The organism is Paraburkholderia dipogonis, assembly GCF_042680985.1.
Lineage (GTDB): Bacteria > Pseudomonadota > Gammaproteobacteria > Burkholderiales > Burkholderiaceae > Paraburkholderia > Paraburkholderia phytofirmans.
Window position 1 is genome coordinate 145762 of record NZ_JBHUFR010000050.1, and the last position, 24954, is coordinate 170715.

General features: G+C 62.6%; 19 protein-coding genes. 2 read left to right on the forward strand and 17 right to left on the reverse strand.

Annotation, left to right across the window (positions count from 1 at the left end; translation table 11 throughout):
• Positions 1 to 29: 29 nt before the first annotated feature.
• The gene (locus ACFSNN_RS41135; RefSeq protein ID WP_134456534.1) at positions 30 to 1007 is read right to left on the reverse strand and encodes a LysR substrate-binding domain-containing protein; all 978 of its coding nucleotides are present in this window, start codon (positions 1005 to 1007) and stop codon (positions 30 to 32) included.
• A 203-nt stretch (positions 1008 to 1210) separates the two neighbouring features.
• Between ACFSNN_RS41135 and ACFSNN_RS41140 the strand changes: the two genes are divergently transcribed.
• Entirely contained in the window at positions 1211 to 1372 is a 162-nt protein-coding gene (locus ACFSNN_RS41140) for a DUF1328 domain-containing protein (protein ID WP_007182451.1), read from the forward strand.
• A gap of 224 nt (positions 1373 to 1596) precedes the next feature.
• Here the strand turns inward: ACFSNN_RS41140 and ACFSNN_RS41145 are convergent, their stop codons facing one another.
• Together ACFSNN_RS41145 and ACFSNN_RS41150 are read right to left on the reverse strand one after the other, a co-directional pair.
• On the reverse strand, positions 1597 to 2226 hold the full coding sequence (locus ACFSNN_RS41145) for a GNAT family N-acetyltransferase (RefSeq protein WP_134456535.1): 630 nt from the start codon (positions 2224 to 2226) through the stop codon (positions 1597 to 1599).
• 104 nt (positions 2227 to 2330) lie between these two features.
• Entirely contained in the window at positions 2331 to 3236 is a 906-nt protein-coding gene (locus ACFSNN_RS41150) for a LysR substrate-binding domain-containing protein (protein ID WP_134456536.1), read from the reverse strand.
• A gap of 107 nt (positions 3237 to 3343) precedes the next feature.
• On the opposite strand from ACFSNN_RS41150, the gene ACFSNN_RS41155 reads away from it, so the two are divergent.
• Positions 3344 to 4234 carry an EamA family transporter gene (locus tag ACFSNN_RS41155; RefSeq protein ID WP_134458920.1) on the forward strand — a complete coding sequence of 297 codons (891 nt, stop codon included), beginning with the start codon at positions 3344 to 3346 and terminating at the stop codon, positions 4232 to 4234.
• A 52-nt stretch (positions 4235 to 4286) separates the two neighbouring features.
• Here ACFSNN_RS41155 and rfbC read toward each other — a convergent pair whose 3' ends face one another.
• The 14 genes from rfbC to ACFSNN_RS41225 form a co-directional block, all read right to left on the reverse strand.
• On the reverse strand, positions 4287 to 4838 hold the full coding sequence (gene rfbC / locus ACFSNN_RS41160) for a dTDP-4-dehydrorhamnose 3,5-epimerase (protein WP_012432489.1): 552 nt from the start codon (positions 4836 to 4838) through the stop codon (positions 4287 to 4289).
• 111 nt (positions 4839 to 4949) lie between these two features.
• Complete coding sequence (locus ACFSNN_RS41165; protein WP_106312152.1) at positions 4950 to 5945, reverse strand: GlxA family transcriptional regulator; 996 nt, start codon at positions 5943 to 5945, stop codon at positions 4950 to 4952.
• 707 nt (positions 5946 to 6652) lie between these two features.
• Positions 6653 to 9865, reverse strand: a complete 3213-nt coding sequence (locus ACFSNN_RS41170) for a multidrug efflux RND transporter permease subunit (RefSeq protein ID WP_134456537.1) — start codon at positions 9863 to 9865, stop codon at positions 6653 to 6655.
• Positions 9866 to 9878: 13 nt separating this feature from the next.
• On the reverse strand, positions 9879 to 10427 hold the full coding sequence (locus ACFSNN_RS41175; RefSeq protein ID WP_134456538.1) for a GNAT family N-acetyltransferase: 549 nt from the start codon (positions 10425 to 10427) through the stop codon (positions 9879 to 9881).
• 4 nt (positions 10428 to 10431) lie between these two features.
• Positions 10432 to 11013, reverse strand: coding sequence for a GNAT family N-acetyltransferase (locus ACFSNN_RS41180; protein WP_134456540.1), 582 nt, complete (start codon positions 11011 to 11013; stop codon positions 10432 to 10434).
• Between the two features lie 4 nt (positions 11014 to 11017).
• A complete protein-coding gene (locus ACFSNN_RS41185; protein WP_134456542.1) occupies positions 11018 to 12379 on the reverse strand; it encodes a TldD/PmbA family protein in 1362 nt (453 codons plus the stop codon).
• The gene (locus ACFSNN_RS41190; protein ID WP_134456543.1) at positions 12379 to 13815 is read right to left on the reverse strand and encodes a TldD/PmbA family protein; all 1437 of its coding nucleotides are present in this window, start codon (positions 13813 to 13815) and stop codon (positions 12379 to 12381) included. The genes ACFSNN_RS41185 and ACFSNN_RS41190 overlap by 1 nt, the downstream gene beginning before the upstream one ends.
• On the reverse strand, positions 13808 to 15454 hold the full coding sequence (locus ACFSNN_RS41195; RefSeq protein WP_208949519.1) for an ABC transporter ATP-binding protein: 1647 nt from the start codon (positions 15452 to 15454) through the stop codon (positions 13808 to 13810). Before ACFSNN_RS41195 ends, ACFSNN_RS41190 begins: the two co-directional genes overlap by 8 nt.
• 17 nt (positions 15455 to 15471) lie before the next feature.
• Complete coding sequence (locus ACFSNN_RS41200) at positions 15472 to 16587, reverse strand: ABC transporter permease (RefSeq protein ID WP_134456547.1); 1116 nt, start codon at positions 16585 to 16587, stop codon at positions 15472 to 15474.
• Positions 16541 to 17593: a microcin C ABC transporter permease YejB gene (locus ACFSNN_RS41205; RefSeq protein WP_134456549.1), complete on the reverse strand. Its 1053-nt coding sequence runs from the start codon at positions 17591 to 17593 to the stop codon at positions 16541 to 16543. The genes ACFSNN_RS41200 and ACFSNN_RS41205 overlap by 47 nt, the downstream gene beginning before the upstream one ends.
• A gap of 8 nt (positions 17594 to 17601) precedes the next feature.
• Complete coding sequence (locus ACFSNN_RS41210) at positions 17602 to 19557, reverse strand: extracellular solute-binding protein (protein ID WP_244322755.1); 1956 nt, start codon at positions 19555 to 19557, stop codon at positions 17602 to 17604.
• Between the two features lie 282 nt (positions 19558 to 19839).
• Positions 19840 to 22584 carry a TonB-dependent receptor plug domain-containing protein gene (locus ACFSNN_RS41215; RefSeq protein ID WP_134456551.1) on the reverse strand — a complete coding sequence of 915 codons (2745 nt, stop codon included), beginning with the start codon at positions 22582 to 22584 and terminating at the stop codon, positions 19840 to 19842.
• A 303-nt stretch (positions 22585 to 22887) separates the two neighbouring features.
• Positions 22888 to 23463, reverse strand: a complete 576-nt coding sequence (locus tag ACFSNN_RS41220; RefSeq protein WP_012432476.1) for a helix-turn-helix domain-containing protein — start codon at positions 23461 to 23463, stop codon at positions 22888 to 22890.
• A gap of 298 nt (positions 23464 to 23761) precedes the next feature.
• Positions 23762 to 24946 carry a tetratricopeptide repeat protein gene (locus ACFSNN_RS41225; RefSeq protein ID WP_134456553.1) on the reverse strand — a complete coding sequence of 395 codons (1185 nt, stop codon included), beginning with the start codon at positions 24944 to 24946 and terminating at the stop codon, positions 23762 to 23764.
• Positions 24947 to 24954: the final 8 nt, after the last annotated feature.

Here is a 24954-nt window from a genome sequence, read left to right on the forward strand (position 1 = left end):
GATATGCTAAAGCGGAATACCAGAGCGCCTCATGCGGGCACATCGAGTTCAGGCGTGGCGACCTTGACGGCCTCACGCAGACATTCGACAAACGTCTGACACGCCGCGCTCTGCTCCTTGTGCGAACGCACCGAAAAACCGACGGTGCCGAACGCGCCGCTCTCGGGCAAATCGAGAATGCGCAGCAAGCCCGCCTCGGCGAACTGCTGCGCGGCGACGCGCGGCATCAGCGCGATCCTCGGCGTATCGAGCAGCAAGCCGATGTTCGTCAGCAGCGAGAGCGACTCGACGATATCCGTGGGAAGTGGCAAACCCGCCGCGCGAAACAGGTGTTCCGCCGAGAGCCGCGCGGGCGAGTCAGGGGTAGGCAGAATCCACGGCGAGCCGACCAGCTCCGCCAGATGCGTCACGCCCGCCGGCGCCGGGCCATAGCCCTTGCCGACCACCACGCACAGCGATTCGTCGAAGAGCGCCTCGTGCGTCAGCGGAAAAGCACTGGCAATCGGCAACTCGCGTTCTGGCAGCCGTCCCACGACGATATCGAGGTCGCCGGTGGCGAGCGCCGGGAACAGATGCGCCGTGGTGCCTTCGCGCACGGTCACGAGGACATTCGGTGTGCGCGCCTTCAGCATGGCAATCGCAGCAGGCAACAGCCGCGCCGATGCCGAGATGAGCGTGCCGACGATCACATGTCCGCTGGTGCCAAGCCTGAAATCGTTGAGTTCGTCGGTCATATAGCGCAGCTCGGCCATCAACGATTTGACGCGCCGTCCGAGCAGCAGCCCTAGTTCCGTGGGCACGACGCCGCGATTCGAGCGCGCGAACAACGCGCCGTCGAAGCAGGATTCGAGTTCATGGATGACCTTGGTGACGGCCGGCTGCGTGAGGCGCATCTCGTTGGCTGCGCGCACCACCGAGCGCGTTTCCAGTACGCGTTCGAAGATCATGAGCTGATTGAGCTTCAGCTTGCGGATCAGGGAAATCTCGCTGAGCGGATTGGCTTGCATGGCGGGCTGTGCGGAAATCGACGATCCGCGATGGTAACAGCAGAAAAGCAGCGGGCCGATCAGGGGCTCCCCTTGGTGCGCCAAGGTCTGGGCACACCTATTGCTCTATTCCGCTCGCCGGCAAAAAACCCGTCAAAGCACGCAGTGCCCACAACGAGTCGCCGTTTTCCATTTAATCCAGCAATCCATCGGTGGGAGGCCCCATGCTTCGATACGCTGCAATCTTCTTCATCATCGCGATCATCGCCGCGGTATTCGGCTTTGGCGGCATTGCCGCAGGCGCGACTGAAATCGCCAAGGTCCTGTTCTTCATCTTCGTGGTGATCTTCCTCGTCACCTTGCTGATGGGCGTGATGCGACGCTGATGAACGCGTCGATTGTTTTAGGTTGAATCACTCCTGCCCCGGCGCGAAAACCGGCACCCTGTTGCAATACTTGCCGTACCGTATTGCAATTGTTGCTGACCCGCGCCGGGGATTTCACTTCAGGCTAGACCTGCATCAAGACGTTCTCTGCCACGCATTGCACTGCAGCACTTCTCTGTCTTCGTTATCGCACCGTTGCCGCCTCATTGCCGCCTCATTCGTCCTCACGCCGCGCGCGCAATAGGCGCACGCACACTCAGCCGATGCAACCAGTTCGCGAGCTTACGCGTCGCCACCGGCGGCTTGCTCAAGATCGCGCTGTCATAGCGCTTGCCGTCGAAGCGCACGAAATCAACGATACGAAACCCCTGCCCACGATAAAACGCGATCAGATGCGCGGCCGGTTGCGGCGTATCGAGTGCCAGTTCCGCATAACCGCGCGTCGCGGCCCAATGGTCGGCGAACGCAATCAGCAACGTACCGATACCGCGCGCCTGCCACGCCGGCTCGACCGCGAACTGGCGCAAGCTGGCGATGTCGTCGCGCCGGTATAGCTCACACGCCGAATCACGATCCGTCGCGTAAAGGGTCATCGTACCGACGATGCGCCCGTCGCACACCGCGACATAGCAATCGCCGCGCGTGGCGCGCAGGCGTGTGGTCTCGACGGTCTGATCCACGCACGTGCAATTGAGGCCCATCGCGCCGAGCGGCGTGAAGGCCCGATGCAGCAACGCCGTCAGTGCAACGAACGAATCGCGCGCCGGATCGAAGCGGCGCAATTCGACACGGCCCACGCCGTGACACGCATAATCGATACGAACGGGTTGTTGCTTCGTTGCACGTCGCTTCACGTTGAGCACCTGGCGGTATCAAGATGCCCGAAGTGTAGATTTCGCGTGGACGCGTCTCAAGAAAAAATGTCGTAAAAACTCACATGGGAGCGACTGCCGGCGCACTAGGCCAAGGCCGGCGCAAGCTGCGGCTCGCCTTCGCGCAGACCGAGGTGCAGTTCCTCGCAGAGGAACGTTTGCAAGGTTTGCACGGCGGCCGCCTGCGCGCCTGAAACCTCGCGCATGAAGAGACCGAAGTCCGCGGTGGGCGCATCGGGCAAACCCTCGGCCTGGCCGAGCACGCGCATCGACTCCGAACGGATGTTGCCGTCGAGCAGCACCGACACGCCGAGCCCCGCCTCAACCGCGGATTGCACGGCCGGCAGACTGGTGCTGGTGCACACGATGCGCCACGCAATCCCCGCGCGGCGCAACGCCGTCAACACCTGCTGCTGCCACAGGCACGCGTCGCCGAAAGCCACCACCGGCAACGCCGCCTGCGCGTCGCGGCTGAAGCCGCGCGCGCCGACCCAGAAGAGCGGCTGCTTCCACGTGAGATGCGGTGCGGCGTCGACCAGCGCGGGGTCGCCGACCACTACGTCGAGGCTGCCATCCGCGAGCCGGTTCGACAACGCCGCACTGCCGTCGACGACGATCTCCAGCGCCACTTGCGGATAAGCGATCGAAAAGCGCCGCAACGCCCGCGGCAACCGGCCGACCGCAATGTCCTCCAGCATGCCGAGCCGCACGGTGCCGGACACCTGCCCCGCGCTCAACGCGCGGCGCGCATCGGCGCCCGCGCCGAGTATCGTGTGGGCATAGGGCAGTAGCAGATGTCCCGCTTCGGTGAGCTGCACGCCGCGCGGCGAGCGGTCGAGCAAACGCTGCCCGAGTTCCTCTTCGAGCCGGCGCAATTGCATGCTCACCGCCGCCTGGGTGCGCGCGAGGCGCGTCGCCGCCACGCCCACCGCGCCCGTCTCCGCCACGGTGACAAAGGCGCGCAGCAGGCTGCTGTCGAGATCTCGGGTCATAAAGGTTCTTGAAGTTGGCATAAGAAATATCAACTTATCTTAATACCGTCAGCACCGATAAGATAGCGATGACGAATTCCGATCGAACGCCCACTCACCAGACGACCATGCAGGACACCACTCTCCAACCCGCGCTAAATCCGGCGCAAACCAGCGTGAAACCCGCCTGCGGCACGGCCGGGGCGGCGTTGCTGTGCGTGCTGTCGATGTCGAGCGTGCAGTTCGGCGCCGCACTGTCCGCGCCGACGATGGCCACGTACGGTTCACTCAGCACCACCTGGCTGCGCCTGTGCTGGGCTGCATTGGTGCTCGCCTTGCTGGTGCGTCCGCGCCTTCTGAGCTACTCGCGCGCTCACTGGACTGCAGCGGGTGTGCTCGGCGCCGCGATGGCGGGCATGACACTGTGCTTTTTCGCGGCGCTTCAGCGCATTCCGTTGGGACTCGCCGTCGCCATCGACTTTCTCGGACCGCTCGCCGTGGCGACCTTCGCAGTGCGTCGCGCCCGCGCATTGCTCTGGCCCGTGCTGGCGACCGCCGGCGTGATCCTGCTCTCGCGCGATCGGGCCGGCTGGATCGGTGAACCGCTCGGCGTGCTGCTCGCCTGCGGCGCGGCGCTCGGATGGGGCACCTATATCGTGTTGATGAAGAAGACCGGCACCCTGTTCGCGGGACTCGAGGGACTGTCGGTCTCGCTAATCGCGGCGGCGCTCGTGGCCACGCCATTCGGATTGGCGCAAAGCGGTCTGCATCTCGCGGCGGGCCAGGTCGCGGCGACGGCGGGCCTCGCGCTGCTGGTCCCGCTGCTGCCGTACGCGCTGGAAATGGTAGCGTTGCGGCACATGCCGGCCGCCTCATTCGGAATCCTGATGAGCGTCGAACCGGCGATCGGCGCATTGGCCGGCTTCGTCGTACTGCATCAGCCGATGGGGATCTTGCAAATCATGGGCACGCTGCTGGTGGTGACCGCAAGCGTCGGCGCCGTGATGGTGGCGCGCTGAAAATCCGCGGCACGGTCTTGCGCACCTCGGCGCGCAAGACCGTGCGCCTCGCTCAGGCGATGTTCTCCGCTTCGTAAAGACGCCGGCCCGCGGCATCCTTCGCGCCAAGGGTCGGTTCGAAATCGATCGGCCACTCGATGCCGATGTCCGGATCGCGCCACAGAATACAGCGCTCCAGTTCGGGAAACCAGTATTCGGTGGTTTTCCACAGACACTCGGCGAAGTTGGACAGCACCACGAAACCGTGCGCGAAGCCCGGCGGCGCCCAGATCTGCCGGTAATTGGCCGCGCTCAGATACGCCCCGCACCACTTGCCGAAGTTCGGCGAATTGAGCCGCACGTCGACGGCGACGGCGAACACTTCCCCCACCACGACTCGCATGAGCCGGCCCTGAGGGCGTTGCACCTGATAGTGCAAGCCGCGCAACACGCCACGCACCGCGCGCGAATGCCGGTCCTGCACCAATTGGAAAGCTTGCGAGACGTCGTCGATAAACTCGTCCGCGCTAAAGCTCTCGAAGCAGAAGCCGAACTCGTCGCAAAACACCTCGGGCTCGATGAGTTTCACCTCCGGCAATGCCGTCGCGATCACCTTGTTGCCCATTGCTGCTGCGCTCGTAAGAAACCTGACCGGCGAAAACGCGACCACCACGACGGTTGACGCGTCCACGTGTCGTAAGGCGCCCCGCCGCCGGCTCGGGCGCCCGCATGATTGTTATGCCTCGCTCGCCACGCGGCTGCGCGCGCGATATTCGGTTGGAGACAGCGCCATGCGCTTGCGGAAAATCTTGGCGAGACGATCGCCGTTGCCCGTACCGCTGCGCCGGGCGATCTTGTCGACCGGCAGTTCGGTCTCGGTGAGGAAGTTGCAGGCAATGCGCAGGCGAACCTGCAACAGATAGTCCGACGGCGTGACCTGCATTTCATGCTTGAAACGCCGCAGGAAATTGCGCTCGCTCATCGCCGCGACCTGCGCGGCGTCCGCCACCGAAACCGGACGGTCGCAATTGGCCTCCATCCAGCGCGCCGCAGCGCGGATCTTCTCGGCCACGCTGAGCGTGCCGCCTTCTGCCGGCAGCGGCACCCAGGTCGCGGCCATGCCGGGCATCACACGGTCGGCGACACTGCGGGCAAGCTCGGCACCGAGATCGCGTTTGATAAACATGAGCGCGCTGCGGGCGCAGTCGTTACGGTCGTTCGACGCATTGAGCGCGGACTCGCCTGTGACGCTGCTGAGATAGCGGTTCACCTGCGGTCCGTCGCTATCCGTCGGGCCGGCCGCTTCCAGCACGAGCCGCCCTTCACCGATCGTTTCGATCGCACGCGTGCGCGATTGCACCGAGCGCAGCCAGCCGAGCACCCGCTCGTCGCGCGCGGCCACATGCGCGCCATAGCCGCCCGCGATGAACAGCACGTCGAAACCGCTGGCAAAGCGCGCGTCGATACGGTCAGTCCAGATGCGCGCGGAAGAAGAACTGGCGACGCTGCCGCCGTCCATGGAAAGGAATTGCACTTCGTAAGGCTGCTCTTCACCGGCACGCGAACCCGAGAGTTCGTTCGCGGTCTGGAACATTTCCACCACCGTGCCTGGGCCGAGCAGCCAGAAGCCGTCGAACAGCAACACGCCAATTCGCCGCGTTGCACTGCGCACGTTCAGCGTGGGCGTATGTAACCAGGTGATCCTCGCAGTATCAAGGTGCATGTGCGGCATGATATTTCCCCAAGCTGTCGTACATTGTGGACCCCGATCGCCGTTAGCGGCCGGTATGGGCGGAATGATTATTGCCGGCGCAAATCACGGCAAGCCGCTTAACGGATTAAGCGTGATGGTAACGGAATGGATCGCTATAGTAAATTTGAAAAACAAATTACTAGCGAGAAACAGAATGTATGAAGAAAACCGTTATCTTGCGTTTGATATGAGAACAATGGGACAGCGGCGCGCCACGGTCACGCCTACATAGACGACTCCGGAATCTCGCCGCCGAATGGCTACCAGAGCGGCTTTTCAGGCATTGATGGGAGCCGCCTTGGTGTGCCGGATCACCTCCCGTTTATGACCTGCGTATGGCAAAGCAGCATCCAAAAGTGTTTCAAACTTGAATCGCAAACCTCGCAGATAATGACCATTCAATAGCCGGTTTATTCGCAAATTGGGAATTTATTGGCCACCCTATGCAATAGGTGTGCATTTAACGAATCGGTCTTCATTAGTTATTTTTAAACGCATTTTTCGAACGTCTAAAAATGTTTCTATATTGAAACATTGGCGGTTTTATACGTATGAACAATTCGTGCGTGCGGTGCACAATAGAGATAAACGTCGGACGATTGAAGACCTGCCGTGCGCATTGCTGAGCGCCTGACCGTGCCGGGCAGCGCAGCACGCCGCCGGTCACGGCACAGCTATCTGCACACTCAGGCCGTCGGCGACTCGTCGAACGATTCGCGTTCGATCGCGGTCGCGGCCCCACGTGTCCGCCGCTCCGCGCGCTTGCGATGCAGTTCCGCCAACCGCCGCCTTCCGTGCGTGAGCGATGCGACCGCATGGAACGCGACCGGCGCGAACACCAGCCCGAACAGCGTGGCAGCCAGCACGCCGCCGAACACGCCCGTGCCGATCGAGCGGCGGCTTTCGGCACCCGCGCCGCTCGACACCACGAGCGGCACGACGCCCAGCAGAAACGCCGCCGAGGTCATCACGATCGGCCGGAAGCGCGCGCCCGCGGCTTCGGTCACCGCACGCGTCAACGGCATGCCGCGCTGGTATAGATCGCGGGCGAACTGCACGATCAGAATCGCGTTCTTCGCCGCGAGGCCGATCACCGTGATCATGCCGACCTTGAAGTACACATCGTTAGGCATGCCACGCAACAGCACCGCCGCAACCGCGCCGATCACGCCGAGCGGCACGACCATCAGCACGGCAAGCGGAATGGTCCAGCTTTCGTAGAGCGCGGCCAGCGCCATGAACACCGCCAGCAACGAGAGGCCGATCAACAACGGCGTGAGTTTCGCGGCCGCGGTTTCCTCACGTGCCGCATCGACCCAGTCATAGCTCACGCCGACCGGCAACGATGCCGCCAGCCGCTCAAGCTCCGCCATGGCCGCGCCGGAGCTGTAGCCGGGCGCCGCGTGGCCGCTCACATCGAGCGACGGATAGCCGTTGTAGCGCGTCAGCATCACCGGGCCGATCGTCCACTGACGCGTTGCGATGGCCGAGAGCGGCACCATGCCGCCCGTCGAGTTGGGCACGGAGAGCGCGAGCAGATCGTCTTCTGTCATGCGCGCGGCGGCGTCGGCGGCGATCATCACGCGGCGCATGCGGCCGCCGGCCGGGAAATCGTCGATATAGGTCGAGCCGAAGGTGCTGCCCAGTACGTCCGCGATGCGGTCGAACGACACACCGAGCGCGTACGCCTTCGCGCGATCGACGATAAGCTCGACACGCGGCGCGTCCGGCAGATCTTCCGAATGCACCGAGGCCAGCACCGGACTCGCCTTGGCTTGCGCGAACAGTTGCTCGCGCGCGGCCTTCAGCGCGTCGAGCCCCACTCCGCCGCGATCTTCGAGGCGGAACACGAAACCGTCGGAATGTCCGAGCCCCGGCACCGAAGGCGGTAATTGCGCCTCGACGTTACCGTCCAGAATCTTGTCGAACTTTGCGTTGAGCCGGTCGCGCAGCGCCAGTGCATCGATATCGCGCTTGCCCCAGTCCTTGAGTTCGACGAATCCCATCGCCACGTTCTGACCGCTGCCCGAAAAGCTCCAGCCGATCACACTCGTGACGTTCGCGATGGCGGGCTCGGCATGGAGAATCTTCTCCGCGCGTTGCACCACGGCCAGCGTGCGTGCCTGGGTGGCGCCCGCGGGCAATTGCACCATGACCTGCAACTGGCCTTCGTCCTCGCTTGGCAGGAAACCGCCGGGCATCTGCCAGTAAAGCACGCCGCACGCGCCGACCAGCACCGCATAGACGGCCAGCATCGGGCCAATGCGGCGCAACGTGCGCGCGGTCAAGCCGCGATAACCACGCGCGGCGCGATCGAAGCCGGATGTGAAGCGGCTCGCCGCACGCGCCGCGAAACCCAGAATGCCGCGGCGCGCATCGCGTTGACGCACCGATTGCGTGTGCGCCTTCAGCAGATTCGCGCACAACGCGGGCGTCAACGACAAGGCCATGAACGACGACACCAGCATCGACGCGATCATCGCCACCGCGAATTGCCGGTAAATCCCGCCGACGCCGCCGGGAAAAAACGCCATCGGCACGAACACCGCGGTCAGCACCGCCGTCACGCCGACAATCGCGCCGCCGATTTGCGACATCGCCTTGCGCGTGGCCTCGCGTGGCGGCAAGCCCTCGTCTTCCATGACGCGATGCACGCTTTCCACCACCACGATCGCGTCGTCGACGAGAATGCCGATGGCAAGCACGAGGCCGAACATCGTGAACACGTTGATCGACAGACCGCACGCATACATGGCGAGAAACGCGCCCATCAGCGTGACCGGAATCACCACGGTGGGCACCAGCGTATACCGCAGATCGCGCAGGAACAGCCACATCACGAAGAACACCAGCACCACCGCTTCCGCGAGCGTGACGAGCACCTCGTGAATGGCGATCTTCACGAAGTGCGCGTTGTCGAACGGGATTTCGATGGCGACGCCCGAGGGCAATCCTTTCGCCAACTCGGCGAGCCGCGCGCGAATCGCGTTCGACGTTTCGAGCGCGTTGCCGCGCGGCCCGAGTTGAATCCCGACCGTCGCCGCAGCCTTGCCGTTCAGGCGCGAATAGTACGAGTAGTTGTCCCGCCCGAGTTCGACGCGCGCGACGTCGCGCAGGCGCACAGCCGAGCCGTCCGGCCGCGCCTTCAGCACGATCTGGCCGAATTCGGCCGGCGAGATCAACTGGCCCTTCACGCTCACCGAGGCTGTCAATTGCTGGCCTGGCACGAACGGCGCGTCGCCGAGCGTGCCCGCCGTCACGGTCGCGTTCTGTGCTGCGATGGCGGCGTTCACCTCGGCGGCGCCGAGGCCGTATTCGCGCAGCTTCATGGGATCGAGCCAGATGCGCAGCGCTTCGTCGGCGTCCCAGAGTTGAGCCGAGCCCACACCCGGCGCGCGCTTCAACTCGCGCAGTACGTAGCGGCTCAGATAGTCGCTCAATTGCACGGAGTCGCGCGTGCCGTCGGTGGACGTGAGCGCGACGAGCATCAGGAACGTGTTGGCCGCCTTGAACACGCTGATGCCCTGCTGGACGACCTGCTGCGGCAAACGCGGCTCGACCTGCTTGAGCCGGTTTTGGATGTCGACCAGCGCGAGGTCCGGATTGGTGCCGGGCGCGAAGGTCGCGTCGATTTCGAGTTCGCCCAGGTTGTCGCTGGTCGTTTGGTAGTACAGCATATTGTCGGCGCCATCGAGACTCTCTTCGATGATGCTGCCGACGCTCTCGTCCACGACCTCAGTCGACGCCCCCGGATACATGGCAGATATCACGATGCGCGGCGGCGCGAGGCGCGGGTACTGCGCCACCGGCAGTTGCGGAATAGCCAGCGCGCCCGCCACGACAATGGCGAGCGCGACGATCCATGCGAAGACCGGGCGGTCGATGAAGAAAAATGGCACTCAATGAATCCGTTCAGATTGTCTGGAGGCGCGGTGCGTCGACGAGGCGGGCCATATGCAGCACGTCGGCCAGCACACCGTCACGCATGGCGAAACCGCGCGAACGGCCTTCTTCGACAAAGCCGAACTTGCGATACAGCGCGATGGCCGGCGCGTTGTCGGAAAACACCGTGAGGTCGATGCGGCGCAAACCGAGCGACGCGTCCGCGCAATCGATCAAGCCTTGCAAAAGCGCGGCGCCGACACCGCGGCGATGATACGCGTCGTGCACGACGAGCCCTAAGTGTGCGCTGTGCGCGCGGCTCGACAGATGGACCTCGAGACCGGCATGGCCGACCACACGTCCGTCGATAAGCGCGCACACGTTCACGCCGCCTTTGAGGCGCCGTTCGTACCAGGCCGCGAGTTGCTCAGGACTGCGATAGCCGACCGACAGCGTGCCGCTCCGCACACCGGGCAAGCTCATGATCTCGGCGAACGCATCCATGTCCCACGATTCGAGCGCGCGCACCATAATACATTTGTAATGTGCAGCTTCGTCCGGCAACCTTGTTTCTTTCATGGTCTTATTCCGCGGCGAGATGGGCGGCCGAAGGCGGCGATATCCACGGCGCCGGCTCGCTGAGCCGCGCCATGAAGTAACAGTCGATCAGCACGCCGCGACGCAAGACGACACCGCGCTGATGCGCTTCGATTTCGAAGCCGAACTTGCGGTAGAGCGCGAGTGCCGCGTGGTTATCGGTGTAGACATGCAACTCGACGCGGCGCAGGCCGAGCCAGTTGTCGGCGAGATCGAGCAGTTCGGTCATCAAGGCACGACCGATGCCGCGCCGCTGCCATGCGTCGTGCACGCCAATGCCGAGCGAGGCGGCATGCGCGCGGCGTCCCTTGAAAGGGCTGAGGCTGGCCTGACCGACCAGCGTGTCGCCGAGCGTCGCCGCGATCGCGATGCCAGGGGCCTCGAATCTTTCCAGGTGCTCGCGTGTGCTGGCAACGGTCCGAAACGGCATCTGCGGATTGCCGTTCATCGCCACGGGCAATTGCAGCATCGCGTGAAATTGTTCCGCGTCGGCCACGCGCAACGCGCGCAGCGTCAGGCCCTCAGGCAAGCTCTCAGGTTTTGATTTTGTTTTTTCGTGTTGATCCATAGGCTCATAACGTCAATTCGAATGACCTCACCAGAATGCCCGGCAATTGCATGCCGCCCGTGGCGCGCTCGCCCCACGTCGAATCGCTCAATAACAGTTCAGCATGCGCGCCGAGTTGTTCGAGTTCGCTGCCGAGCAAACGGTACAGGCTGTCGTCGAAACGCATGGCTTCGAGCGGTGCGACGATTTCTCCGTTCTCGACCCAGAAGCTCGCGAAGCGCGTCATGCCGGTAAGGCGGCAATTCATGCGGTCCGAGAAGTTCACGTACCAGAGGTTGCCGATGTAGAGCCCAGTGCCGATTTTTGCGAGCACCTCGTCTTCCGGCAGGTCGCCCGCTTGCATCGAAAGCGCGGCCGGTGACTCGCTGGCCAGCGCGCCGTTCGGCGTCAAACCGTATTCGCGTGCGCTGCGCGCGTTGGTCAGGCGTTCGGCACTGCGGCCGGCCTCGATCAACGGCACGCTGTCACGCAGATAGCCGTCGTCGTTAAAGCCTGGCGTGATGCCGAGACTCAGATCTTCGCTGATCGTCACGCGCGGGTCGACTACGACTTCTCCCACATGTAACTTGTACAGCTCGCTGCGCGAACTCGCTTGAGCGCGTGCGGAAAAGCCGCTCCAGGCGGTGACGCCGAGCAGTTCCGCGAGCGCGGCGGGCGCGAGATAGGAACGGTAACGCCCCGGCGCCAATGTGCGCGGCGTGCGCGCGAGCACCGCAAGACGTGTCGCGGCCTGCTTGACTTTGCCGGCGAACACGGCATCGCTCCAGTCGTCGCCGGCGTAGGTGGTTTTGATCGCACGGCCGCTCGGGTCGTACAAGGACCAGCTGAAATTGAAGTTGTCCACTTCATACCAGCCGCGGCTGCCGCTCGTCGATGCGAAGCCGCGCACGATCGTGCCGCCCGCATAGAAGCCCACGAAGTCGAGTCCTTGCGCGCATTCCGCGACGATCTGCGCGAGCCCATCGGGGTTCGGCAGCTTGCCGGAGCGCTGCGTGGTGCGCTGCCATTTCGACGTATCGAACAGTAGATGCGGATCGTCCGCCGCATCGCGCAGACCTTCGCGCAAGGTGGCGAGCGCGGCGCTCACTTCATCGAGATCCTGCTGCAAATCGCCGCATACAGTCAGCGTGGAATAGGCCTGACGTGCGCCGTCGATCAGACGCAAGGTCAGCTTGCCTTGCGACACGCTGCCCGTCTGCCGCACCTTGCCGGAATTGAAACGAATGAAGTCGGACTGCTCGCCGGCAAATGAACTGAGCGTGGTTTCGCTGCCTTGCTGCAAGCGCTCGATCGCATCCGCGAGCAAAGTGAAATGCCGCTCCCAATCCACCGAGGTAGCCGCGCGCGAAGAGATGAACTGGCTCATCATGCGCCTCCGAACACGTCGATGTTGCTGAACACGCAAGCCGGCGACGCATGGCCGACGCGAATGATCTGCGCCGGTTCGCCCTTGCCGCACATGGACGTGCCATACACTTCGCGCGTGGCCGCGTTGCCCACCGCGCTCAGGCTGCGCCAGAAATTCGCGGAGATACCGCGGTAATTCGGCTGTTTGACGACCTGCGTGAGCTTGCCGTTTTCGATCAACTGGCCGAACTCGCAGCCGAACTGGAATTTGTTGCGATGGTCGTCGATCGACCAGGACGTGTTGGTGCGCATCAGAATGCCTTGGTCGATATTGCCGATCATCTCCTCCAGCGAACTCTCGCCGGGCTCGATATTCAGATTCGCCATGCGGTCGATCGGCGGCCGGTTCCAGTTCGACGCGCGCGAATTCGCCACACCCGGCATGCGCGCACGCTGCTGTGACAATGCGCCGCCGAGCGGACGTTCTAGCACGCCGTTGCGAATCAGATATTGCTTGTGCGCTTCGGTGCCGTCGTCGTCGAACGCGTAGGCTGCCGCTTCTTCGCGCAGCGACGGATCGAAGGTGACGTTCAGCAATTCCGAGCCGTAGCAATACGAACCGAACATGTCCTGCTTGACGAAGCTCCAGCCCGCAAAGTTGCGTTCGTCGCCGAGAATGCGATCCAGTTCGAGCGGATGACCGATCGATTCGTGAATCTGCAGCATCATCTGGTCGGGCATCAGCAACAGATCGCGCTTGCCGGATGGGCAATTCGGCGCGGCCAGCAGTTGCAGCGCTTCGTTAGCGACGCGCGCGCCCGAGCCTTCGAAGCCGAAGCGCGCCAGCACTTCCATGCCGCCCTGGCCGAGCGTGCCGTAGTTGCCGCCCAGCGTGCGCACTTGCGTATCGCCGTTTGCGTGCGCGGCGACGCTCAATTGCGGCATCACGAAACGGAACCACTGGTCGATCCGCACGCCATCACCGGTAATGTAGAGCTGATCGGTGTGCGTGATCTGCACCGCCGCGACACGTTCGACAATCTTCGCGTCGAGGTTCGCGCCCGCGCATTCCGCGCTGAGAAGCTCGAGCCATTCGGCGCGGCTCGGTAACGCGCGTTGCGCATTCGGCGACACGTAGCGGCCGCTCGCGACCGGACGGGCGACTTCGCGATGGTCGATCAGCGACAAGGCCGCGCTCGCCTCAGCGCGTGCGGTGGCCATATCGAGCGCCGCCTGCAAACCGGCCGCCGACAGATTCGCGGTCGCGGCATAACCCGCGCCGGCGCCCACCCACGCGATCAACATCGCGCCGCGATCGCGCACCGTGCGCAGCGGTTGTGCAATGTCGTTGCGGATCTCGTGGTCGTCGATCTGTTCGTCGACAATGCGCAGCGACCAGAACGCCGCGCGGCTCTTCAGCGTTTGGGCAGCCTGTGCCCAACGTTCGTCAATCATTGGCGTGTCCCGTATGAGTCGTGCCGGCGCCCGACTCCGGCACATTGAGCGACGAGGCCAGCAGCGACTGGGTATAAGGATGCGTCGGCGCATGCAACACAGCGAGTGTGTCGCCGGCTTCGACGATGCGTCCGGACTTCATCACGATCACGCGATGCGCCATGGCTCGCATCACCGCCAGATCGTGCGTAATGAACAAATAGCTTAGCTTGTACTTTTTCTGCAGATTTGTCAGCAGATTCAGCACCTGTTTCTGGATCGACACGTCGAGCGCGCTGGTCGGCTCATCGAGCACGATCAATTCCGGCTGGACGGCCAGCGCGCGCGCAATCGCAATACGTTGACGCTGGCCGCCGGAGAACTCATGCGGATAGCGCAGCATCGCGTCGGCGGGCATGCCGACCTCTTCGAGCAGGCTGCCGACGCGCGCGCGCCGTGCCTTCGCATCCACTTCCGGCCGATGCACGGCCAAACCCTCGCCGATAATCTGCTCCACCGTCATGCGTGGCGACAGCGAGCCGAACGGATCCTGAAACACGACTTGCATGCGCGAATACAGCGCGCGGCGTGAACTCGCCGTCTTGAGCGTGGAAAGCGGCAGGCCGTCGATATGGATATGACCCGCCGCCGGTTGTTGCAAGCCGAGCACGGTGGCCGCCAGGGTCGATTTCCCCGAACCCGATTCACCGACAATGCCGAGCGTTTCACCGCGCCGCACGCTCAGATCGACGTCATGCACCGCGCGAAACGTGGAGCGCCCGAACATGGACCGCCAGCCTTTCGCCGACGTGCGGTAATCGACGGCCAATCCTTGTACTTCGAGCAGCCGGCGCGCGCCCTCCTCGACCGGCTCGAGCGCGCGTTGCGGATCGCTGTCGAGCAGCCGCCGCGTGTATGGATGCTGCGGACTCGCGAATAGCGCCTCGGTCGTATTGGTTTCGACCAGCACGCCCTTCTCCATGACCGCGACGCGCCGCGCAAAACGCTTCACCAGATTCAGGTCGTGCGTGATCAACAGCACGGCCATGCCGCGTTCGGCCGCTTCCTGTTCCTGCAGCGAAATCAACAGGTCGACGATCTGCTGGCGCACGGTCACGTCGAGCGCTGTGGTCGGTTCGTCGGCGAGCAGCAAACGCGGACGGCATGCGAGCGCCATGGCGATCATCGCGCGCTGCCGCTGGCCGCCGGACAATTGGTGCGGAAAACTGTCGATCCGCCGTTCCGGCTCGGGAATGCCGGTGCGTCTGAGCAACTCGATACCGCGCTCGCGCGCCGCGTTCGGCCGCAAACCTTCGTGCAGACGCAGGCTCTCGGCGATCTGCTTGCCGATCGTGAAGAGCGGATTGAGCGCAGTCATCGGTTCCTGAAACACCATCGCGACGTCGGCGCCGCGCAGGCCACGCATCTGCTGCTCGGTTTTCTGCAGCAGGTCTTCACCATCGAGCAGCATGCGGCCGCTCAATTCGGCATGCTCGACAAGCCGCAGAATGGACAGCGCGGTGACGCTCTTGCCCGAACCCGATTCGCCGACCAGCGCCACGCGCTCACCGCGTGCAATGGAAAGGCTGAGTTCGTGCACGGCGACCTTGTCGCCGAAACGCACGGAGAAACGGTCGATTTCCAGCAACGGCCGGGCCATCGGCGCCTGAGTGGTGGTCATCGCGGACCTCCGCCAAAAGCGGAGCCGCGCGAACGCGTGTCGAGCGCATTGCGTAATGCGTCGCCCATGAAGGTTAGCAACAGCAACGTGATCACCAGCGCGGCAAACGCCGACATGGAGATCCACCACGCGTCGAGATTGTTCTTGCCTTCCTGCAGCAGTTCGCCGAGGCTGGGCGTGGGCGGCGGCACGCCAAGGCCGAGAAAGTCCAGGCTGGTCAGCGAGAGAATCGCGGCGCTCATGCGGAACGGCAGGAAGGTAATCACCGGCGTCAAACTATTCGGCAAAACATGACGCCACATGATCTGCCAGTTAGTGAGGCCCATGGTGCGAGCCGCCTTGACGTAATCGAGCGAACGGTTGCGCAGGAATTCGGCGCGCACGTAGTCGGACAGCACGAGCCAGCCGAACATCGACAACAAAATGAAGAGCAGCCACAACGTGGGCTCGAAGATCGATGCGAAGATGATCAGCAAATACAGGTCGGGCATCGAACTCCAGATTTCGATCAGGCGCTGGCCGATCAGATCGGTTCGTCCTCCGTAAAAGCCCTGCACCGCGCCCGTCAGCACGCCGACCACGACACCGGACACCGTGAGCGCCAGCGCCATCAGTACCGACAGGCGGAAGCCGTACAACAGCCGCGCCAGCACGTCGCGCCCGAACTGATCCGTGCCGAGCCAGTTGCTCGCGGTGGGCGGCGCCGGATACGGATGCGCGGCGAAATAGTCGATGGTGTCGTAGTGAAAATGATTCGGCGGATAAATCGCGAAGTTGCCGTTCGATTCGAGCCGCGAGCGGATGTACGGATCGAGGTAATTGGCACGCGCCGGAAAATCGCCGCCGAATAGCGTCTCCGGATAGTCCTTCACGATCGGGAAGTAGTAGTGCCCGTCGTAACGAACGAGCAGCGGACGGTCGTTGGACAACACCTCGCCGAGCAGGCTGATGGCGAACAGCGACACGAAGATCACGAGGCTCCAGTAGCCCAGACGCTGCTGCCTGAAACGCAGCCACGTACGCCGCCACGGAGACGGCGACGCCGCGTGCGCCGCGCCGGGCGCGTCAGCGGTCCAGGCGGTTGAATTGGATGCGGGGGTCGACGAGGACATAGCAGACGTCAGCAATGAGTTTGGTTACGAGGGCAATCAGCGTGAACAGAAACAGCGAACCGAGTACGACCGGATAGTCACGGCGAATCACGGAGTCGTACGACAGTTGGCCCATGCCGTCGAGCGAGAACAGCGTTTCGATCAGCAGATTGCCGTTCAGAAACGCGCCGACAAAGGCGGCTGGCAAACCCGTCAGCAGAGGAATAGCCGCATTGCGCAGCACGTGTTTCCACAATACGTCGCGCTGCGGCGCGCCCTTGGCGCGCGCGGTCAGCACATACTGCCGGCCGATTTCCTCGAGGAACGTGTTCTTGGTCAGAATGGTGACGATCGCGAAGTTGCCGACAACCGAAGCCGTGACCGGCAGCACGATGTGCCATAGATAGTCGAGCACTTTGCCGAACGCGCTGAGATCGTTGAAGTTATCCGATGTGAGGCCGCGCATCGGAAACACCTGCCAGAACGTGCCGCCGCCGAATAACATCAGCAGCAATACGCCCAGCACGAAACCGGGAATGGCATAGCCGGCGAGCACCAGCACGCTCGTGACGGTATCGAAACGCGAGCCGTTGCGCACCGCTTTCGCGATCCCCAACGGCACCGATATCAGATACGTGAGCAGCACTGTCCATAAGCCGAGCGTGATCGACACCGGAAGCTTCGATTTGATGACGTCCCACACGCTGTCGTGCTGATAGTAGGACTGGCCGAGATCGAACGTCGCGTAGTGCTTGAGCATCAGCAGATAGCGTTCGAGCGGCGGCTTGTCGAAGCCGAACTGTTTCTTGATCTGCTCGATCTGCTGCGGATCGACGCCCTGGCTGCCGTGATAACCGCCGCCGCCCGCCCCCGCCTCTCCGCCACGGCCAGCGCCGTGGCGGAGTTGCGTCATCACCTGTTCGACCGGCCCACCCGGCACGAACTGTGTGACGACAAAGGTCAGCGTGACCACGCCAAGCAACGTCGGCACCATCAACAACAAGCGTCTGAGAATGTAGGCAAGCATGCTGTGCCTCAGTGAGCCGTAGCGGCCGTAGCCGCGGTGGAAGATGCGGTCTGGGCGGCCAGCGCTTTCATGTACCCTTTCGTGTACCAGTAGTCGATCACCCAGTCTTCGTATTGATACGACATCGGCACTTTGTCCGGATGACCGAGCGTCGACTTGTAGCCGATCCGCGCGCCCGGTGCGTAGTACTCCGGCACGAGGTAGAACGAGTAGATCAGCACGCGATCCAGCGCGCGGGTCGCCGCTTCCAGGTCGTCGAGATTGTCGGCGGAGAGTGCCGAGTGAATCAGCGAGTCGACCGCTTTGGAGCGGATGCCCGAATAGTTTTCCGATCCGATTTCAGAGGCTGCCGCGCTGCCGAAACGGCGCGTCAATTCCGCGCCGGGAATCGTCACCGGCGGATAGATGAACGTGGTCATGTCGTACTCGAAGTTATCCAGCCGCTTCTGGTACAACGCACTGTCGATCTCGCGCATATGCGCCTGAATGCCGAGCATGCCGAGCGCCTGCATATACGGCAGGATCAGGCGGTCCATGCCGGGCTGATCGTCCATGATCTCGATGGTCATCGGCGTGCCGTTGGCATCGCGCAAGGCGCCGTCGCGATAGTGCCAGCCGGCTTGCGCCAACAGATCGCGCGCCACGCGCAAGTTGCCGCGCAAGGACTCCGGGGCGATCGTCGTGGGTTGCTTGAGCATCGGGCCGAATACTTCCGGCGGCACGCTCGCTCTCAACGGTTCAAGCAAGGCCAGTTCTTTCGGGCCGGGCATGCCGGTCGCGCCGAACGGACTCGCTGCGAAATAGCTGCTGGTGCGCCGGTATTGACCGTAGAACATCATGCGGTTCATCCAGTCGTAGTCGAAGGCCATCGTCAGCGCGCGGCGCACGCGCGGGTCCTGAAACATCGGCTTGCGCAGGTTCATCAGCATGCCTTGCATTTGCGCGGGGCCGTCGGCGAATTCGCCTTTCTTCAATAGGCCGTTGTCGAAGTTCTTGCCGACGTATTTACGCGCCCATTGCGTTGCGCTGTATTCGACAAGCGCGTCGGCGTCGCCCGCCTTGAACGCTTCCAGTTGCGTGTAATGGTCGCGATACAGTTTGAAGGTGATGCTCGCGAAACGGAACATGCCGCGCCGCGATGGCAAATTCGCGGCCCAGTAATCGGGGTTGCGGCGATAGGTGATCTGCTTGTCGTTCTTGCGCGACTCGATCAGGTACGGACCGCTCGCGACCGGAGTCTCGTTCGCGATCTGGTCGAACGGTAGGCGCGTGCCGTCCGCGCGCATGCCCCACTTCGGCGAGAAGATCGGCAAATCGCCGGCGATCAGCGGTGCGTCGCGTTCGGCGTGCTTGAAGTCGAAGCGAATCGTGTTTTTGTCGATCACGGTCGCGCTCTTGATGACCGAAAACTGCGCGTTGAAAAGCGGCGAGGCCTTCGGGCTCGTCAAGGTGTCGAATGAGTATTTGACGTCGGCCGCGGTGATCGGATCGCCGTTTGAAAAGCGCGCGGCACGATTGATGTGGAAGGTGGCCGAACCGAGGTCCGGCGCGACTTCGACATCGTCGGCGATGAGCGGATACTCGGAGGCGAGTTCGTCCCAGCTGCGCTGCATCAGCGTATCGAACATCAGATGCAGAATGTCCGGCGCGGGCGCACCGCGTACCAGAAACGGATTCAGCGAATCGTAAGTCTGGAGTTCGTCGAAGTTCTGGAAGCTGAGCTTGCCGTCGCTCGGCGCGGTGGGGTCCGCGTAGTCAAAGTGCGTGAAGCCGGCGGGATATTTCGGCTCGTCGTACTGAGCAATCGAGGGCCGCGCCTGCGCGCAGATCGCGCTCAATGCGAGACACGCCCCTGCGCACAGCGCGATTCGCGCGACGTTGCCGGGCCGCCGCTTTGCCGCAGCGGCGGGCGTTGCCGCTGCAGTCCGCACGCAGCGCGGCCAGCGAAACTTCACAAGTCTCATCTTCGGAATGCGTGAGAACGCGCGCCGGCTTCTGGCCGGCGCGCGGTAAATCGAATCGGTGCGAGTGACGGCCTGACGGCGTCGCTCCCGTAGCTTTCCCCACTAACGCCGCGCTGCGGCTAACTCGCCGAGTTCGCTCGCCATGGCCCTGAACAAGCATTGTGCGCGCGGACGCTCCAACGTACATCGCTAACAAAATTGCGCCGCTCCGGTACCGATGATGGAAGCCGGAGCGGCCGACCGACTAGACAGACTGCGGGTGCATCACAAACATCGAGGACTTCAGAAGCGATACGACGCGCCGACCTGGAAGAAGCGGCCGATGTTGGTGTAAAGCGACTGGTCGTAGCCCGTGATATCCGGCGTGGCCTGCCACTCAACGTCGAACGGCGGCTTGCGATCGAAGATGTTGTTGATGCCGCCATAGATCGTCCAGTTCTTGAAGCCACGATACGTGGCCATCAGATTGAACTGGCTATACGACGCCACCGACAGCGTACCGCCGTCGCCGAACTCGGACGCCACCGCGTTGGTGTACGGGCCGGTGTACTGCCACGTCAGCGTGGTGGTCAGCTTGCGGTAATCCCAGGAAAGGCTGGTATTACCCTTCCAGCGCGGATTGGACGCACCGAACGGCTGCAACAGCGCGAGGTTATTGCCGGCGAAGTCTTGCGTCGGCGCACCCGGGCTATTCAGCTTGAAGTGCCACACATAGGCCCAATCGCCTGCCAGCGTGAACGTGCCGTACTTCGTGCCCACCGACTTGCGGAAGTTCATGTCGAAGCCGTCGGTGTCGAGCGAACCGAGGTTGACGAACTGTTCCTTGATGTAGGCCACCGTGCCGTCCGGATTGCGGATCACGCTCGACGGGTTGTTCGCATCCATCACCGCGTTCGGATCGTCCGTGCCGATCACGCCGTCAATGTGGATCTTGTAGAACGCTGCACCGATATCCGTCGACGAGTCCGGCGAAAGCTGGAAGCCGATGTTGTAGTTCTTGGTGCGCTCAGGCTGCAGCGCCGGATTGCCGTTGACCTGTTCCGTCGTGAAGTGCTTGGTCGGCGTGCCGCTCGGGTCGTTCGGGTCCACCAGATTCTGGTGAGCCAGATAGGTTGCCTGCGAGTTTTCGACCAGCGTCGGCGCACGGAAGCCGCGGCTATACGATGCGAAAGCCGTGATAGCCCGCACAGGCTGGAAGCGCAACGCGAAGCTCGGCGAGAACGCACCACCGAAATCGCTGTAGTGGTCGTAACGGCCCGCCTGCGTGAACGTCAGGTTGTGGATGATCGGAATATCCACCTGATAGTAGACGGCGGCCACATTGCGCTCACCGTCGACCGTTTGCACGTTGGCCGGCGCCGTAATGCCGAGCGCGCTATACGTACGCGAGTTGATGATGTTGCTTTCGTGACGGAATTCCGTACCGAAACCGACACCGACCGGACCGCCCGGCAGAGTGAACAGGTTGCTCGTCGAGGTCTTCGCCGTGACGCTGTCGAGCTTCGAGATCGCCTGCTCATAGTCGTTCTGGAAGACGCCGTTCAAACCGTTCGGCGTGGCCGACGGATTCGAAAAGTTGAACACGCCGTTCTGCAGAATGTTCTCGAGGCCCGCAACATTCAGCGCATTGCCGTAGGTCGTGTCGACCGTGCTCTGCGAATGGCCGTAATCCGCGGACCAATCCCAATCGCCGAATCTGGCGGTGGTGAACGAGCCTTTCACACCGGTCAATGCACGCCAGAACGTCGACACCGTATCCGCCGACACGGTATTCGGGAACGTATAGTTGATCAGCGTGGGTACGCCGAAAGGGTTGTACGGGTTGGTGCCCGAGACCGTGCGCGACAGCGGCAACGCGGAACCGGTGGCCGGGTTGAATGCGTTGGTCTGGCTGCTCAGCACTGCCGGACCTTCGTTCTGCACGGTTTCGTCGCGGCTCACCCAGAAGTCGGCGTAAGCCTGCACGTCGTCGTTGATCTTGAACGTGCCGCGCACTTTCGCGTTCAGGCGCGTGATGGCCGGCACCAGCGAGGTGGTGCTGGCCGGATTCGATTTACACGTGGATGCGCCGTTCGCCGACACGCTGCCCGGAGGACAGGGGCTGAGTGCCGTGTTAGTGCCGTCAGCCGTGGTCCAGTACGATTGCTGGTTCGGACCGAGCGGGCCCGCGAGACCACCCGGGAACTGACTGAAGTCCTGACCCGCGGTCATGTCGCGATCGCCAAGCGACGAGCCGGTATCGCGGTAATAGCTCGCGGCGGCCGTCACGTTGAAGCGGTCGCCATTCAGATCGCCGATACCGCCGAGCACGCTGAAATTGCCCTGCGCGTCGCCCGGATGCTGTGCCTTGCCGAGCTGGCCATCGATCTGCAAGCCCTGGAAGTCTTTCTTGGTGATGATGTTGACCACGCCCGCAATGGCATCCGAACCATACACCGAGACCGCACCGGTCTTCACGATGTCGATGTGGTCGATCATGTTGAGCGGGATCGAATTCACGTCGAAGAACGTGTCGGTGAAGTTCACCGCCTTGCCGTAGTTCGCCACCCGTTGCCCGTCCACCAGCACCAGGGTGTACTTCTCGCTCAGACCGCGCAATGCAATACCGCCGCCGCCTTGCGCGGAGCTATTCATCGTAGTTTGGCCCCAGCTGCTCCCCGAGTTGGCGGAGGTGCCGCGCAGGAAGTCGGCCACGGTCGTATAACCGCTTTGCTGGATGTCCTTGGTCGTGATGGTCTGAACTTCCGTGTTGCCGACCTTGTCCGACGTGCGGATCAGCGACCCGGTCACCTCGAATTTCTTGAGTTGCTGGACCCCTTTTCCCGTCGGCGTCGCGGTGTTGCCATCCGCGGACGGTGTGGCAGCCGTGCCCGTTGCCGGGGTGCTTTCCGCCGTCGTCGCGCCTGCCGCGGTGCCGGTGGTGGCCGGCTGGCTTTGTGCAAACGCCGGTACGGCGATCACGGCCGATAACGCCAGTTCAGCCCAGACTATTCTTCTAATGGCCAGCGCCAATGCCCTTTGTTTCATTTTTCCCCTTCTCGCTCGTCAGTAAGGCCACAGCAGTATGTGAAGAGTGGTCTCGTGAACCGCTCTACTCGATATACGGCGATCTTGCGCCGCGTTCCGTTAAAGCAACTTCAAATAAGTCAGCGTCGGACTACTAATTTATTGCAATCGGAATGCGCAGCGCTTTCCAATCGATGCCATTTCTACTGCCATGTGAGCAGGCTCCGCCATCTGCTGGTCCGGTCTCTTTAATCGCGGGTATACACCTAAGTAATCCTTAAAAATATCGAGCGAGTGCCTTCTTCTAAAGCACAGCCTGCGGCACTAAAACAGTCTTGGCGTCCCGACCCACACGACCACCGCCTCTTCACGCGCGGTATTGGACCAGGAGTGCGGCACGGTAGACTCGTAATGCGCGGTGTCGCCTGCCTGCAATACGAACGTGGTGCCTTCCAGCGTGAGCGAGATCTGGCCGCTCATCACATACAAGAATTCTTCACCGGCATGCGTTGTGACTTCCGACGGGTTCTGTCCCACCGGCATCCTGACGAGGATCACTTCCAGCTTGCCGCCGACCGACAGGTTCGTCAGCCTGCCAAACAGATTGGCGGTTCCGTCAAATCCGAAGTACTTCAACTCGCTTCCTCTACGCACCGACTTGTCTTCGGTCGGCGTGTCGACGAAGTACTGCACCGTGACACCCAAGGCTCTCGCAATACCGACCAGCGATGTGATCGAAGGTGTTGCATGACCCCGTTCCACCTGCGACAAAAACGGCTTGGAAATGCCTGCGGTCGTTGCCACTTCATCCAGCGTGCGACTGAGCCGTTGGCGCAGCGCGCGGATTTTGCTTCCTATAGAGATTGCAACATGTGCCTTGTTATTGAGTGGCAAGACCATAGCAAGACAGAATCCCGTAGTCAAAAATAGTTTGATATATGCAAATTATGTTTCGTCGAGCGTAACATTCTCCCTAAAACGTCCGTGATATCCGTGCTCATAGTTCGACGTGGACAACCACATCAATTTGTTGTCCAGAAGACTTTGCCTATTCCCAATATCCTTTTTGATAGCTGCCACCGCGTCCGCATATCCACATGAAGGACGGACCCGCATTCATTGGGACGAGCGCACTCCCTCGCGTCCGCCGCGAGGGGACGCGCCTCACCTGAGAGAACCCGAAGGAAGCGGAGTGCTCTTATTTCGACGCCACCAGCACCCACAAACGCGCGAGATCGGCTGAACCGTCGGTGCCTTTCACCGCACGGAAGGTTTGCAGCGCGCGAGCCTTGTCGCCCGCGATGTAGTACGCCTCACCAAGATGCAGTTGCGCCTGGTCCGGATGGTCGAGTCCGCCCTTGGTGATCGCGGCATCCATCGCCGCGAGACCCTGTTTCGCCTGCCCCGCGAAAACCTGGTTGAAACCCACATCGACAGGGGCAACGGGGTTCGCCGGATCGGCGGGCGCTTGTGCGCGTTTGGCCGCGAGCGCCTGCAGGCGTTTCTCGCGATCCGCCTGCGCGTCGCGTCCCAGAACGCCCGACGTAAAGCCCTGATCGATGACCTGCTTGCCTTCCGCGGTGGTGCCCGACACGATCGCCAGCTGGGTCATTTCCATGTAGTCGTCGGCGGTCGACAGCGAGCCGGTCGCGCGACGCAAGCGATACGTGTCGATATCGAGCTTCGACGAATAGCCCGGCTTGTTGCGGATCGCCGAGAACAGATCGTCCCAGTACGACTGCTTCGGATGATAGGCAACCAGCTTCTCGAGCGTGCTGCGATACGTGGCATCGTCCTTGACGCGTTGCGCACACGTGCCGAGCAATTGCAGTTGCGATTCGTCAGGTGCGTGACCGCCACGCACCTGCGCGTCGATGCCCGGCTTGAGCAGGCTCACCACGCTCACGCAATCGTTCGACAGATAGTAAGACTGCACCAGCAGCGTGCGCATGTCCGGATCGCTGCCACCCGACTTCAGATAACGCTGCGCAACCTTCGCCGCCTGCGCATAGCTCTTCTGCTGGAAGTAGATGCCGGCCAATGCCGCCGACGTGCGTTGCTCGTCAGCGCCGCTCAACTTGCCCGAACTCAGCAACGTTTCGTAGGCCTGAGCAGCTACGCCGGTTTCACCCGCCGCCGCCGCTGCCGCGCCACGCATCTGCTCGATCATGGTGCTCTCGTACGGCGTCTTGCCGGGCACAGCCGACGCCTGATCGATCTTCGTCAGCGCGTCCTTGTACTTGTGCGCGCGATACAGATCCTGTGCGGCATTCAGCGGCTTCGCCACGTCCGGCCGCAATGTGTCGGCGGCATGAGCGGCGAGCGGCAGCACGAGAGCGGCCGCGATAACGGCGCGCTTGAACCGGTGATGAATCGTTTGCATTGCCCTTC

What these genes read in the sequence shown, in the direction of transcription:
- ACFSNN_RS41190 (WP_134456543.1), bottom strand. Translation starts at nt 13,815, where the DNA reads ATGATTGACGAACGTTGGGCACAGGCTGCCCAAACGCTGAAGAGCCGC.
- ACFSNN_RS41225 (WP_134456553.1), bottom strand. Translation starts at nt 24,946, where the DNA reads ATGCAAACGATTCATCACCGGTTCAAGCGCGCCGTTATCGCGGCCGCT.
- ACFSNN_RS41150 (WP_134456536.1), bottom strand. Translation starts at nt 3,236, where the DNA reads ATGACCCGAGATCTCGACAGCAGCCTGCTGCGCGCCTTTGTCACCGTG.
- ACFSNN_RS41215 (WP_134456551.1), bottom strand. Translation starts at nt 22,584, where the DNA reads ATGAAACAAAGGGCATTGGCGCTGGCCATTAGAAGAATAGTCTGGGCT.
- ACFSNN_RS41140 (WP_007182451.1), top strand. Translation starts at nt 1,211, where the DNA reads ATGCTTCGATACGCTGCAATCTTCTTCATCATCGCGATCATCGCCGCG.
- rfbC (WP_012432489.1), bottom strand. Translation starts at nt 4,838, where the DNA reads ATGGGCAACAAGGTGATCGCGACGGCATTGCCGGAGGTGAAACTCATC.
- ACFSNN_RS41205 (WP_134456549.1), bottom strand. Translation starts at nt 17,593, where the DNA reads ATGCTTGCCTACATTCTCAGACGCTTGTTGTTGATGGTGCCGACGTTG.
- ACFSNN_RS41180 (WP_134456540.1), bottom strand. Translation starts at nt 11,013, where the DNA reads ATGGATCAACACGAAAAAACAAAATCAAAACCTGAGAGCTTGCCTGAG.
- ACFSNN_RS41185 (WP_134456542.1), bottom strand. Translation starts at nt 12,379, where the DNA reads ATGAGCCAGTTCATCTCTTCGCGCGCGGCTACCTCGGTGGATTGGGAG.
- ACFSNN_RS41210 (WP_244322755.1), bottom strand. Translation starts at nt 19,557, where the DNA reads ATGAGACTTGTGAAGTTTCGCTGGCCGCGCTGCGTGCGGACTGCAGCG.
- ACFSNN_RS41195 (WP_208949519.1), bottom strand. Translation starts at nt 15,454, where the DNA reads ATGGCCCGGCCGTTGCTGGAAATCGACCGTTTCTCCGTGCGTTTCGGC.
- ACFSNN_RS41200 (WP_134456547.1), bottom strand. Translation starts at nt 16,587, where the DNA reads ATGTCCTCGTCGACCCCCGCATCCAATTCAACCGCCTGGACCGCTGAC.
- ACFSNN_RS41155 (WP_134458920.1), top strand. Translation starts at nt 3,344, where the DNA reads ATGCAGGACACCACTCTCCAACCCGCGCTAAATCCGGCGCAAACCAGC.
- ACFSNN_RS41165 (WP_106312152.1), bottom strand. Translation starts at nt 5,945, where the DNA reads ATGCCGCACATGCACCTTGATACTGCGAGGATCACCTGGTTACATACG.
- ACFSNN_RS41175 (WP_134456538.1), bottom strand. Translation starts at nt 10,427, where the DNA reads ATGAAAGAAACAAGGTTGCCGGACGAAGCTGCACATTACAAATGTATT.
- ACFSNN_RS41135 (WP_134456534.1), bottom strand. Translation starts at nt 1,007, where the DNA reads ATGCAAGCCAATCCGCTCAGCGAGATTTCCCTGATCCGCAAGCTGAAG.
- ACFSNN_RS41220 (WP_012432476.1), bottom strand. Translation starts at nt 23,463, where the DNA reads ATGGTCTTGCCACTCAATAACAAGGCACATGTTGCAATCTCTATAGGA.